The organism is Shewanella profunda, from assembly GCF_023283765.1.
Lineage (GTDB): Bacteria > Pseudomonadota > Gammaproteobacteria > Enterobacterales > Shewanellaceae > Shewanella > Shewanella profunda.
Genome location: NZ_JAKILG010000055.1, coordinates 16,197 through 28,588, shown reverse-complemented (window position 1 = coordinate 28,588; position 12,392 = coordinate 16,197). Strand labels below are relative to the sequence as shown.

11 protein-coding genes are annotated in these 12,392 nt (G+C 45.7%); 6 read left to right on the top strand and 5 right to left on the bottom strand.

Annotated features, from left to right (window positions below):
• Positions 1–110 precede the first annotated feature (110 nt).
• The 3 genes from L2744_RS18970 to L2744_RS18960 all read left to right on the top strand — a co-directional run bounded on the left by L2744_RS18970 (position 111) and on the right by L2744_RS18960 (position 2,685).
• Positions 111–830 carry a sulfite exporter TauE/SafE family protein gene (locus tag L2744_RS18970; protein WP_248993365.1) on the top strand — a complete coding sequence of 240 codons (720 nt, stop codon included), beginning with the start codon at positions 111–113 and terminating at the stop codon, positions 828–830.
• A gap of 122 nt (positions 831–952) precedes the next feature.
• On the top strand, positions 953–2,146 hold the full coding sequence (locus L2744_RS18965) for a PQQ-dependent sugar dehydrogenase (protein WP_248993364.1): 1,194 nt from the start codon (positions 953–955) through the stop codon (positions 2,144–2,146).
• Positions 2,147–2,250: 104 nt separating this feature from the next.
• Positions 2,251–2,685, top strand: coding sequence for a GNAT family N-acetyltransferase (locus L2744_RS18960; RefSeq protein ID WP_248993363.1), 435 nt, complete (start codon positions 2,251–2,253; stop codon positions 2,683–2,685).
• Positions 2,686–2,792: 107 nt separating this feature from the next.
• Here L2744_RS18960 and L2744_RS18955 read toward each other — a convergent pair whose 3' ends face one another.
• From L2744_RS18955 to dapA, 4 genes are all read right to left on the bottom strand, one after another.
• Positions 2,793–5,888 (bottom strand): efflux RND transporter permease subunit, encoded by a 3,096-nt coding sequence (locus tag L2744_RS18955; RefSeq protein ID WP_248993362.1) that lies wholly within the window; start codon positions 5,886–5,888, stop codon positions 2,793–2,795.
• On the bottom strand, positions 5,885–6,970 hold the full coding sequence (locus tag L2744_RS18950) for an efflux RND transporter periplasmic adaptor subunit (protein ID WP_248993361.1): 1,086 nt from the start codon (positions 6,968–6,970) through the stop codon (positions 5,885–5,887). Before L2744_RS18950 ends, L2744_RS18955 begins: the two co-directional genes overlap by 4 nt.
• 344 nt (positions 6,971–7,314) lie before the next feature.
• Complete coding sequence (gene bamC, locus L2744_RS18945; RefSeq protein ID WP_248993360.1) at positions 7,315–8,412, bottom strand: NlpB/DapX family lipoprotein; 1,098 nt, start codon at positions 8,410–8,412, stop codon at positions 7,315–7,317.
• Positions 8,413–8,415: 3 nt separating this feature from the next.
• On the bottom strand, positions 8,416–9,300 hold the full coding sequence (gene dapA / locus L2744_RS18940; protein WP_248993359.1) for a 4-hydroxy-tetrahydrodipicolinate synthase: 885 nt from the start codon (positions 9,298–9,300) through the stop codon (positions 8,416–8,418).
• A gap of 172 nt (positions 9,301–9,472) precedes the next feature.
• Between dapA and L2744_RS18935 the strand changes: the two genes are divergently transcribed.
• Both L2744_RS18935 and bcp read left to right on the top strand, forming a co-directional pair.
• A complete protein-coding gene (locus L2744_RS18935) occupies positions 9,473–10,024 on the top strand; it encodes a glycine cleavage system transcriptional repressor (protein ID WP_248993358.1) in 552 nt (183 codons plus the stop codon).
• Positions 10,025–10,027: 3 nt separating this feature from the next.
• Positions 10,028–10,495, top strand: coding sequence for a thioredoxin-dependent thiol peroxidase (gene bcp, locus L2744_RS18930; RefSeq protein WP_248993357.1), 468 nt, complete (start codon positions 10,028–10,030; stop codon positions 10,493–10,495).
• A gap of 200 nt (positions 10,496–10,695) precedes the next feature.
• Here bcp and L2744_RS18925 read toward each other — a convergent pair whose 3' ends face one another.
• Positions 10,696–11,337, bottom strand: coding sequence for a LysE/ArgO family amino acid transporter (locus tag L2744_RS18925; RefSeq protein ID WP_248993356.1), 642 nt, complete (start codon positions 11,335–11,337; stop codon positions 10,696–10,698).
• A gap of 114 nt (positions 11,338–11,451) precedes the next feature.
• On the opposite strand from L2744_RS18925, the gene L2744_RS18920 reads away from it, so the two are divergent.
• Entirely contained in the window at positions 11,452–12,378 is a 927-nt protein-coding gene (locus L2744_RS18920; protein WP_248993355.1) for a LysR family transcriptional regulator ArgP, read from the top strand.
• Positions 12,379–12,392 lie beyond the last annotated feature (14 nt).

Sequence of the window (12,392 nt, the reverse complement as noted above, 5' to 3'; positions counted from 1 at the left end):
CATATATAATCAACGACGGCCGCATTTGGCCTTAAAATACAAAACGCCCGATGAGGTTCATCAGGCGTTTTAGGTGGAAATAAGTGTCAACTTATTTCAGGACTAGACACATGCTCAATGCGGTGGCCGGTGGTGGCAGTTTTATTACCCTTTTGGCGTTAGTGTTTGTGGGTCTTCCACCGATTGCGGCGAATGCCACGGGAACAGCCGCGCTGCTGCCCGGTTATATCGCCAGTGCTTGGCGTTTTAGAAAGGATATCGAATATCCGGCGAGTCTTAGCCTTAAGAATCTGATCTTGATTGCCTTAATCGGCGGCAGTATTGGTGCGGGTATTTTGCTGACCACCAGCGAGCAAGTCTTTGCAAAACTGATCCCTTGGCTAATTCTACTGGCAACTGTGGCCTTTATTATTGGTCCTTGGCTGCTCAAGCGAAGACTGGCAGAACAAGGTGAAAACTCCTCGTCTGCACCCACATTAAGTCCGATAACGGCACTGATAATGCTGTCGGCTGTGTGTATCTATGGCGGTTATTTTAATGGCAGTTTAGGCATTATTTTGCTCGCAATTTTTGGCCTAATAGGACAAACCAATCTGCATGGGATGAACGGACTTAAAAATCTGATTTCTGCCCTACTCACCACCATCGCCGTTGTGGTTTATGCTGCTGGCAATGTCATCGACGGGCAATATCTGTTGCTGCTTGCCGTTATGGCGATTATCGGCGGCTATGTGGGCGCGGCGCTGGCCTACCGTATTTCACAACCCCTGTTACGCGGTTTTATTGTGCTTGTCGGTTTAGCGATGGCACTCGGCTTTTTTATGCGCTAGTCATGCACTCAGCCTGAGCGCATTAGCTTTTCGATGCAATTTTACGCTGATAAATTGCCCTTAAGTAACTGACTTGTTACCCTGAGTCATCATCTAGGAGAATAGTATTTTTAAGGATAGCGATGAAACTGATTACCTTGAAGCTGAGAGCCTTGAAACCCAGCACTTTAAAACTAAGTACCTTAAGTCTTGCGTTGTGTCTGGTGGTAAGCTCACCCGCTATTTGCGCAGAAGCCGTTAGTGCAACACTTAGCGTTAAAACTGAAGCGGGAAACATTCAGGTAAAAACCCTAGCTGAAGGGTTAGAAAATGTCTGGGGTATGGCTTTTTTACCCGATGGCAGCATGTTGGTCACTGAGCGTGCAGGAAGAATGCGTATTGTCAGCGCCACAGGGAAAGTGGGTGAACCCTTAAGTGGTTTACCACCGATATTTGCCAAGGGTCAAGGTGGTTTACTTGATGTGGTGCTTGCACCGGATTTTGCCAGCAGCAAAAAAATCTATTTCAGTTACTCTGAACCCGGTGAAGGCGATTTGAGCGATCTCAACAGCACAGCCGTCAGTTTTGCCACTCTCAATGGTAACAAGCTTGAGAATCTCACCCGCGTTTTTAGCCAGCAACCCAAAATAAACAGCGGCCACCATTTTGGCTCTCGTCTGGTGTGGGCACCTGACGGCACACTGTTTATCACGCTTGGCGATCGCTACAGCGAAAAAGATAGCGCCCAAACATTAGACAATCATCTAGGCAAAGTCGTGCGTATTAATGCCGATGGCTCAGTGCCTAAGGATAACCCCTTCGTCAATACCGCGGGCACTTTGCCGGAAATCTGGTCCTATGGACACCGCAATATGCAGGGCGCGGCGATCAATCCCGTCAGCAAAGTACTGTGGACTGGCGAGCACGGGCCGCAGGGCGGCGATGAGCTCAATATAGACCAAGCGGCCAAAAATTATGGCTGGCCGGTGATCACCTATGGTGAAAATTACGGCGGAGGCAAAATCGGCGAAGGCACCCATAAGGCAGGAATGGAGCAACCCGTCTACAAATGGGTACCCTCAATCGCCACGGCGGGCTTTATGTTCTACACAGGCGATAAATTTCCCCAGTGGCAAAATAATATTTTACTTGCCAGCCTAAAGGAAAAAACCCTAGTGCGCTTAGTGCTTGATGGAGACCAAATTATCAAGGAAGAACGCCTGCTAAAAACCGAACTAGGCCAACGTTTGCGCTCGGTCGTACAAGGGCCGGATGGACTGATTTATCTGGTTACCGACGAAGCTAAATCAAAAATCTACCAGTTATCGCCGCAGTAACATTAATGAATAGAATCAATAGATAAAACAGTTAAGGCGATAAAAAATCACTACAGACAAAAATCAGGGATCTTTTTCCCGGCATAAATGACTAAGGAATGGTGATGAGCTCACTTCAGATTAGACAAGCTGAGATACAAGATCTTAAGGCAATAGAGTATTTACTACTGCAGCTTGGATATAGTTCGACTCAAGAACAGCTACAAAAGTACTTAGAAAAAAGTGAAAGAACTGATGAAATCTATATAGCCGAGGAAGAAGGTAATATTATAGGCCTGATAAGCTTAATCTTTTTTGATTATTTCCCTGCGCAGCAAAAGATTTGCCGTATCACTGCCCTTGTCGTGGCAGAAGCCTATAGGGGCTCGGGCGTCGGGACTAGGCTTATCAGATTTTCGAAAGCAAGAGCATTTGAATATGGATGTAGCAAGCTTGAAGTGACGACGTCAATGCGAAGGGAAAAAACGCAAGCATACTATGAGGCCATAGGATTTGAGAAAACCTCTTTTCGTTATATTCAAGATGTCGCCACTTATTAACAAGTCATAAGTAATGAGCCACTAACAAAATAGGCGCCTAAGTTATCTTAAGCGCCTATTTTTATTAAGGATTTAACTATCTAAAAACTTAGCTTAGGCTATCAAAGTTAATCTTCAGCAAGTTCCTTTTCCAACTGCTGAGTAATAGCCTCAGGTGAACCGCTGTTTCGAGCAAAGAAGCCATAGGCCGTCGGGATCACAAAGATAGTGAAAAAGGTCGCCAGTAAAATGCCCGACAGCACAACAACACCAATCACAAAGCGAGTTTCAGCGCCAGCGCCTACTGCCATCACAAGGGGAATGGCACCCGCGGCGGTGGTGATGCCAGTCATCAGAATTGGCCGTAATCTTTGGCTAGCCGCTTGGATAATAGCGCGATCAAAGTCGACACCTTTATCCCTAAGCTGGTTAGCAAATTCGACAATTAAAATACCGTTCTTGGCTGCTAGCCCCACCAGCATAATAATACCGATCTGACTGTAAATATTGAGACTTTGCCCAGTGATCCACAGACCTGCTAGCGCACCAACGGTTGCCAGCGGGACAGTTAACATAATCACCATGGGGTGAATATAGCTTTCAAACTGTGCCGCTAACACCAAGAACACGATTCCTAATGCGAGTAGAAACACAAAGTACATGGAGCTACCCGATTCTTGGTAATCGAGGGATTGCCCCTTGTAACTAATGACGGCCTCCGCGGGTAAATAAGCGCGGGCCATCTGATTAAGATCGTCTAAGGCGGCACCTAAGCTATAACCATCGGCCAAACTGGCTTCGATTGTGATAGCTCGCATACGGTTATACCGATTAAGTGAACTTGCATCGGCAAACTCTTCTACTGTCACTAAGTTTGATAGTGGAATAAGCTCCTGACTGCGTTCGGATCGTACATAGATATTTTGTAGATCTGCAGCGGTGCTTTGATTACTGCGTTCCCCCTCGACAATCACATCATATTCTTCACCATCGCGCATAAAGGTAGTCACTAAGCGCGAACCTAGCATGGATTCTAAGGTGCGACCAATATTGGAAATCGACACGCCAAGACTGGCGGCTCTATCTCTGTCGATAACAACCCTAAGCTGTGGCTTAGTCTCTTTATAGTCATGATCGACCCCAAGTAGCATGGGATTCTCTGCCGCTTTTTCCATCATAATGTCACGCCAGCGCGCGAGTTCTTCATAGCTTGGGCCGCCGATCACAAATTGTACTGGTTTTCCCACACCACGGCCAAAGGCTTGACGCATCACAGGGAATGCCTGTACACCCGCAAGATCGGCGAGACGTTTATTAATATCTGCAATCACCTCTTTAATCGGGCGGCGTTGTCCCCAATCTTCCAGTACCACAATGGCCATACCGTTAGAAAAATCGGCAGAGCGACCAAAGCCACGGGGAGCACGAATGAGTAAGCGTTTGATATCGCCAGCGTCAACCAGTGGCATTAAACGGTTTTCCACTTCGGTCATATAGGATTCGATATACTCGTAACTCGCGCCCTGTGGACCATTTACCATCAAGAATAATGAACCTCGATCTTCTTGGGGCGCAAACTCCTGTGGCACTTTTTGCACAAGGAAGAAACTGCTCCCCAATGCACATATAACAAGCACAGACATCAATAACGGCTTTGCCATCGCTTTTTGTAACGAGGATTGATAACCGCTGGCAATTTTCGCCATGATGCCATCGACCTTACGTACCAACCATGAATCTTGAGTGGCAGGTTTAAGTAACTTAGAGCACATCATTGGACTGAGCGTTAACGCAACAATACTCGAGAAAATCACCGCCGCACTCATAGCCACGGCAAACTCTTTAAATAGCTTACCTAAATCCCCCTCAAGGAAGGTAATGGGCATAAATACCGCGACTAACACTAGCGTCGTGGCGATAACGGCAAAGGCAACTTCTCGTGCACCGAGGAAAGCGGCTTTAAGGGGGGAGTCGCCCTCTTCAATCCGTCGATGGATGTTTTCTAACATCACGATTGCATCGTCCACAACCATACCGATAGCGAGGATCATTGCTAGTAATGTCAATAGGTTAATCGTGTAGCCCAGTGCATATAGCACGATAAAAGTCCCGAGTAATGATACGGGCACAGTGATCGCGGGGATCAACATGGCGCGCACACTACCGAGAAATAAATAAATCACAATAATCACTAAGATCATGGCGATAAACAGGGTTTGATACACTTCTTTAATCGAGGCTTCGATAAATACTGAGCTATCGTAGCTGCGCTTAATAGACATCCCCGCAGGGAGTGTTGGGTTAATTTTATCTATCAAAGCATTAACGGCACGGGCCACTTCTAGGGTGTTGGCGGTGGACTGTTTTGATACACCTAACCCTATCATGGCCTCTTTATTGCCACGGAACATAATGCGTTCTTCTTCTGAGCCGATTTCTACCTTAGCTACATCCCCCAATTTGACTAAATAACCATCCTCTCCCTGAGTGAGCACTAAATTGGCGAAGTCTTCGGCGGTGCGATAACTGCGCTCTAAACGTACGGTAAAATGACGCTCTTTCGATTCAATGGAACCCGCGGGTAACTCGACGTTTTCGGCTCTCAGTGCTGCCTCTACATCTGCCACAGTGAGGCTACGCGAAGCCAAGGCCTGTCTGTCGAGCCAGACTCGCATCGCGTAAACTTTTCCACCACCAATACGGATCCTCGCCACGCCATCAACCACAGATAAACGATCAGACAGGTAACGGTTAGTGTAATCGGTCAGTTCCAGGGTCGTCATATGGTCCGATACCAGATTGAGCCACATGATCACTTCATCACCGCCATTGGCTTTTTGTACTTCTGGGGGATCAGCTTCCTCTGGCAGGTTATCGAGTAATCCTGAGATCCGGTCGCGCACATCGTTAGCCGCATCTTCAATATTTCGGCTGATATCAAATTCTAATGTGACGGAGGAGCGACCATCGCTACTCGATGAGCTCACATGGCGAATGCCTTCTACACCACTGATCCTGTCCTCAACCAGTTGGGTAATACGGCTCTCAACCACTGCGGCACTGGCGCCACGGTAATTGGTTTCAATTGAAACGATTGGCGGGTCGATATTAGGATATTCCCGCAGTGGCAACTTATCGAAAGACACTAGACCAAAAGCGACCAAGAGGAGACTAATGACAGATGCAAAAACCGGTCGTTTAACCGAAAGATCAGTCAGTATCATACGCTTGGCTCCGCATCAGCATCTGCTGATAGATAGCTAAACTTTTCAGCTAATTGGGTGGTGACTTTGTCCCCTGGATGCACTTTTAACAGCCCACGTATTACGACTTTTTCACCAGGTGCCAAACCATCGAGAATTTCAACCCAACCACGGGTACGAATACCAATAGTCACTTGCTTACGCTCAATCACATCGTCGCCATTCACGCTATAAACGAAGTGATTAGTCTGCAAAGGAATAATGGCTGACTCGGGTAACATTAAGGCATCACGACTGCGTTTAATCAGTTTTACCTTCATCAACATACCAGGTAATAAACGCAGATCTGGATTCGGAATTTCAGCACGGACAATCACAGCGCGGGTCGTTGGATTCACACGGCTATCAATTGATGTCACAACCCCCTTGAAGGTTTCATCGGGAAATGCCACTGCTGTGGCTTCCACCAGTTTGCCGGGGCTTAACTCTTGGATAAAACGCTCAGGGACAGAAAAATCTAATTTAATCTTGGAGATATCATCGAGAGTGGTAATTTCAGTACCCGGTGAGACTAGGCTGCCCACACTCACTTGGCGTAAACCTAAACGGCCATCAAAAGGAGCCAAAATACGGCGATCACTGAGTGAAACTTGTGCCTGTTCAAGCTCTGCACGGGTAGTATCTATCAGCGTTTGCAGGCGATCACGCTCTAGTTCAGCCACTGTACGACTCGTCACTAGCGAAATAATACGATTTAATTCCCTTTTATTATCGGTCACTTGAACTTGGGCAGCTTTGACTTTGGCGATCTGCTCTGCATTTTGCAGCTGTACCAGTAAATCCCCTTTCTTGACGATATCACCATCATCAAAGTTGAGTGACATCACCATATCCGTCACTTTAGGCGTGATAGTCACTGATTCATATGCCTTGTTAGTCCCAATCGCTTCCACTTCATCACGTATAGGTGCAATTTCGGCAGTGGCAATCACCACGTTGGGCACTAATTTCACCTTAGCTTGCGCTATCTCTTGGGGCTGCATTGCTTGATATCCAAACCATGCTGACGCCAATATGGCGATTATTAGAATAATTTTTTTCATTGGGCTTCCAAATGATGTCTCGCATTAGTGACGGCTAGTTTACCCACTCGTATCATTGCATCAATACGTTTTACTTTTTCTTACAAATTACGCCGACTGCTCAAAAAATGTGTAACAACCTTTATCTAGTCGTAAAGAGGGGAGATTATCAGGATACAGTGGAATAATAGGAAAACTCAGAACTTTATCCTTTAGAAAAGTTTTTTATAAAAATTTTCAGCTAAAACCATTCAAAAAATATTGCTATTAAGGTAAAAACACCCTGAGTTCCATTTGGGGTAATGATAGGTAACAGGCAATAAAAAAGGGCGATTATTCGCCCTTTTCAATTTACATGAGATTAGTTAGCGTAACTTACGCTCTTCTTTCATCAAATCTGACAATGATTGGTTGATATTAGAAATTACGTCATTAGCCAATGGCTGATCTTCACCATCACGTAGGAATAATTTGGTCTCTTCAGGTGTATCACCATCTTCTAGCAGTAAACGGTAACTGCCTTCTTCTAACGATACCTTGTTATCACTCCAGAGCGAGCTCCAGAAACCAGAATTATCGGTAAACTTGATGAAGTACAATCCTTTAGCACTATCCATATCGGCAATTTCAAAACCCATCTCGGGTAGTACAATACGCAGACGATCCCACACTTGTTTATAAGGTGCTTTAGCTGACCAGTAGGCCGCGCCCTCTTCTGGCGTCACTAAATCAACATTGATACCTAAGGTTTGCTTTAAACGATTGGCTTGAATCGCTTGGTCGCGCTTAATGCTCATATAAGCGATAGCGCTGTTAAGCATATCAATTGTGTATCGCTGCTTATCTTCACCGCTTAACAGCACTACTTGAGCTTTATCGTCGTAAAACTCTTCATGTTCAACTAAGTGAATACTGACATTTGCCGTGCGCCCATGTGGACGTGTTTCCACATCGAAACGATAACGTTGGCGCAGCAAATAAACTTTATCCGTCCCCCACATACTCGATTCAATCACTTCACGGCTTTCAATCCAGTCGGTTTCGATACTGCTCTTATCAAAATCACGGCTGCGAACAGGGATAGCTTGTTTAGCCAAGAAACCATCTAAGTTAGCAAAGATCTCCTGCTTTAAATCTCCTGAGTTCTCGATGGACTCAACCACGATTTTGATATTATCGCTGCCCTCTTCGACATGAGTACCTTCCGCCATTGGCAGTACTTGCAATGGTGGACGAATATCAAGGGTTTTACCAACAAGCGCAGTATTCGCTTTAGGGCCTAACGGTGGCACTTGATATTCTTTATTGTAGAAAGGTGTTTTCAATCCCTCAGGGATTTTAAGCATTGGCGCTTGCTCAGCCTGAACATAGTCTTCACCACCGTTTGCTTGACGGCGTTCAAGTGGTGAGGAACAGGCTGCAACGGCAGCGACTAAGATCAGTGGGGTGACTTTCTTTAACATTAATTATTTAACCTCTATCTGGGCACGAGTCATTGCATCTATCAACAGACCATGACATTGCTCAGAAAGTTCAGTCAAAGGTAAACGAATATGGCCACATTCAATCAATCCCATGCGATGGGCAGCCCATTTTACAGGGATCGGGTTCGCCTCACAGAAAAGCGTGCTATATAAACCCCGTAGTGGCGTATCTATGCTCAAGGCTAATTCAGCATTGCCTGCAAGGGCTGCGTCACACATGGCTTTAAAGGCTTTGGGGACTATGTTATTGGCAACTGAAATGACACCATTACCGCCAAGTAGCAAAAACTCTCTGGCTGTTGCGTCATCACCGCTGTAGAGCTTAAAGTCATTACCACATAATTCCCGCAGACGTTTCACCCGAGAGATATCACCTGTGGCTTCTTTCACGCCGATAATATTGCTCACACCGACGAGTTCAGCAACCGTTTCAGGCTGCATATCAACCGCCGTGCGTCCGGGTACGTTATACAAAATTTGAGGAATATCAGTGCTCGCTGCAACCGCTTTATAGTGGGCAATCAAGCCCTTTGGCGTTGGCTTATTGTAGTAAGGTGTCACACCTAACATACCCGCTACACCCACTTTAGATAAGGACTTAGTGAGTTCGATAGCTTCAGCTGTCGCATTGGCGCCATTGCCCCCAATAACAGGCACTCGGCCAGCAGCAAATTTAACAGTTTGTGCAACCACAGTAACATGCTCAGACATAGGCAGAGTCGCTGACTCGCCGGTCGTGCCCACGGCCACAATTGCATCTGTGCCTTGGTCTATATGGAATTCGACTAATCTTTCAAGACTTGCAAAATCTATTGAGCCATCACTGTTCATTGGCGTGATTAAGGCTACGATGCTTCCGTTTATCATCTGACTTTCCCCAAGATTTCAGGATTCGCTATGGTACTGATGCCAACCATTAATGACAAGCATTAACGGGGCTCTCAAATTGATTTAGTTATGGTAGCATTACATCCCGCACAAAAACTCGGCTTTAACCCTGAGTTTTCGCTCTATGATATCGAAAAAGTGAGGAAAATTCATGACCAATTTTCTGGTCGTAACCGCAATGGGCGTAGACCGTCCTGGACTCGTAAGTAAACTAGCTCGCCTTGCCAGTGACTGTGACTGCGATATCGTCGACAGTCGTATGGCATTGTTTGGTAACGAATTTACCCTGATCATGATGTTATCAGGCTCGTGGGCATCCATAACGAAAATTGAAAGTATGCTCCCCAGTCTCAGTGTTGAGTTAGAACTGATGACAGTGATGAAACGCACTTCTAAACACACGCCACAAAATTATATTTCGCGTCTCGAAGTTCGCTTCACGGGTAAAGACCAACGCGGCACAATGAAACGCATTACCCAGTTTCTTGCCGATCGCTCCTTAGATCTGGCTGCTGTACGCTCCTACTCCGAAGAACTCCCCGATGGCGAGCAGACTCAAAATGTGTCATTAACCATTAATATTCCTGAAAAAGTTGAACTGGAAAAGCTTGAGCAGAGTATCTATCAACTCTCCCAAGAAATGGCGTTGGATTGCACCATTCGTCGTATGGAAGGCACAGCCATCTTAGATGACAGAGGATAATAGATGAACACATTAACCGCAGGGGAAAAAGCCCCACAATTCACACTCAATGACCAGAATGGCAGCAGTGTTTCACTTCAGGATGCCCTTAAACAAGGGCCTGTTTTAGTTTACTTTTATCCTAAAGCATCCACCCCTGGATGCACAGTCCAAGCCTGTGGCTTACGTGACAGCAAAGCTAAGCTCGATAACCATAAGGTGACCGTACTTGGCATTAGCCCTGATCCCGTTGCAAAGCTAGCAAAGTTCGCTGAAAAACAATCGCTTAACTTTTCATTGCTCAGCGATGAAGACCACAGCGTAGCCGATGCCTTTGGCGTATGGGGCGAGAAAAAGTTTATGGGTAAAATCTATGATGGTATCCATAGATTAAGTTTTCTTATCAATCCCGACGGCACTGTGGCCCATGTATTTGATAAGTTTAAAACCAGTGATCACCATGAAGTGGTGTTAGCGCAAATATCCAATTAAATTTATGGCGCTGATCCAATTTTCAATGTCCCAACGACATTAAAACCTCATCTTGCAGCGCAAATAAACAGCAATTAAGAGAAAAGGTCCTTAAATTAAGGACCTTTTTCATGAAAAATTTTCACCTTGTCACGCGAAATCTAAGCGAAAAGCGGGAAAACTGAACCCATACGAACGATAGTCCATCATCTTTGCACCCGCTAAAATACCATGTGCAGTGATGAAAAAACGGATAGATAAGGCCAAATAATTGCCGCTGCAATACTCCACATCGTTAACCAGATAAAACGATCAAGATAACGCCATGCTGCGGGTCGACTAAAAATAGGCGCGAGCAAACGCGCTCCAAAACTTAAGCCAAAAAACCAAATAAATGAGGCAAATACGGCTCCAGCACCAAACCAGGGCCGAGCCAAATCATCAAACTGTGTGCTAATGCTGCCAAGTAAAACGACTGTATCTAAGTACAAATGTGGGTTAAGCAAACTGATCCCAAGCGTGGTCAGAATCGCTTTTCTCAAGGAGTCCGCATTCTCCGCTTTATCCATTTCCATTCCCTTAGCCGCAAAGGATGCCTTTAATGCATTGGTGCCGTACCAGAGTAAAAACGCCGCACCACCCAAGCTTGCCACATGCTTAATCAGCGGAAATGCTTCAATAATATGCCCAAGTCCAGCCACACCCGCGGTGATCATTAATGCATCAATAACAGAACAGAGTAATGCAATAGGTAAAGAATAAGCGCCCTTAATTCCCTGTTTAAGCACAAAGGCATTTTGCGCGCCCACGGCAATAATTAAACTCCCGCCAATGCCCATACCCTGTATAAATGCCGCTTGCATAACTACCTCTCAAATTTGAAGAAGGCGCAAGCATAGTCAAACCAACAAAATTAATATAACTAATGTTTTTTATGTATCATAAGTAAAATTAATAATGAGTAAGCTGAAATAATCATGCTGGAATACGCCAATCTTAAAGCGCTCGCCGTAGTTATCTCTGAAGGGGGTTTTGAGCGGGCTGCCAAAGTGCTGCATATCACTCAATCGGCCGTATCACAACGGGTACGCCAGTTGGAAGAAAGAGTCGGTCAATCCTTACTTATCCGCTCAAATCCTGTAGTAGCAACACCCACAGGTAAACGCTTATTGCGCCATTTTTCACAGGTACAATTACTCGAAAGTGAATTAAGGGCTGAGTTAGATGCCGATGATCCTAATCATCCCACCACTGTCCGCATTGCGGTGAATGCCGACAGCTTAGCGACTTGGTTCTTACCTGCTCTTTCTGGCATGTTTAGCCGCCGTGCTTGGCTCTTGGAATTGATTGTCGATGATGAGTCTTACACTCACCATTTACTCAAAAATGGTGAGGCTGTAGGCTGCGTAACGACAACAGAGAACCCTATGGCGGGTTGTAGCAGTGAATTTTTAGGCACGATGGAATATCTCTGTGTGGCAACCCCCGAATTTGCCGCTCGCTATTTTAGTAAAGGAAATACTGTAAACCCACCCAATAATCCGATGATGCTCACCCCGACTCAACTCGCCAAGGCCCCTGCTGTGGTATTTTCCACTAAGGATAAACTCCATGAAAAGTACCTTGCTAAGTATTTTCAAATGGCACCAGGGCAATGGTGGCAGCACACTATTCCCTCATCGGAGAGCTTTTTAGAAGCCATTAACTTGAGTTTAGGCTATGGTCTTGTTGGTCATTTGCAAGCCAAGCCATTAATAGATAACGGTGTATTGATTGAGCTCACACCGGATTGTCGCATGCGAGTACCACTGTTTTGGCAACATTGGAATATTAAAGCCAAGCAAACGACCCTGGTTTACCGCGCCCTTGCAGCCACTGCGCAGCATCATTTGCTGCAAACCTAATATTCGGCATGCAA

Excerpts from the sequence above, each read along its gene's own strand:
- L2744_RS18960 (WP_248993363.1), top strand. The coding sequence starts at position 2,251 with ATGAGCTCACTTCAGATTAGACAAGCTGAGATACAAGATCTTAAGGCA.
- L2744_RS18965 (WP_248993364.1), top strand. The coding sequence starts at position 953 with ATGAAACTGATTACCTTGAAGCTGAGAGCCTTGAAACCCAGCACTTTA.
- L2744_RS18950 (WP_248993361.1), bottom strand. The coding sequence starts at position 6,970 with ATGAAAAAAATTATTCTAATAATCGCCATATTGGCGTCAGCATGGTTT.
- L2744_RS18925 (WP_248993356.1), bottom strand. The coding sequence starts at position 11,337 with ATGCAAGCGGCATTTATACAGGGTATGGGCATTGGCGGGAGTTTAATT.
- bamC (WP_248993360.1), bottom strand. The coding sequence starts at position 8,412 with ATGTTAAAGAAAGTCACCCCACTGATCTTAGTCGCTGCCGTTGCAGCC.
- L2744_RS18955 (WP_248993362.1), bottom strand. The coding sequence starts at position 5,888 with ATGATACTGACTGATCTTTCGGTTAAACGACCGGTTTTTGCATCTGTC.
- bcp (WP_248993357.1), top strand. The coding sequence starts at position 10,028 with ATGAACACATTAACCGCAGGGGAAAAAGCCCCACAATTCACACTCAAT.
- L2744_RS18970 (WP_248993365.1), top strand. The coding sequence starts at position 111 with ATGCTCAATGCGGTGGCCGGTGGTGGCAGTTTTATTACCCTTTTGGCG.
- L2744_RS18920 (WP_248993355.1), top strand. The coding sequence starts at position 11,452 with ATGCTGGAATACGCCAATCTTAAAGCGCTCGCCGTAGTTATCTCTGAA.
- L2744_RS18935 (WP_248993358.1), top strand. The coding sequence starts at position 9,473 with ATGACCAATTTTCTGGTCGTAACCGCAATGGGCGTAGACCGTCCTGGA.
- dapA (WP_248993359.1), bottom strand. The coding sequence starts at position 9,300 with ATGATAAACGGAAGCATCGTAGCCTTAATCACGCCAATGAACAGTGAT.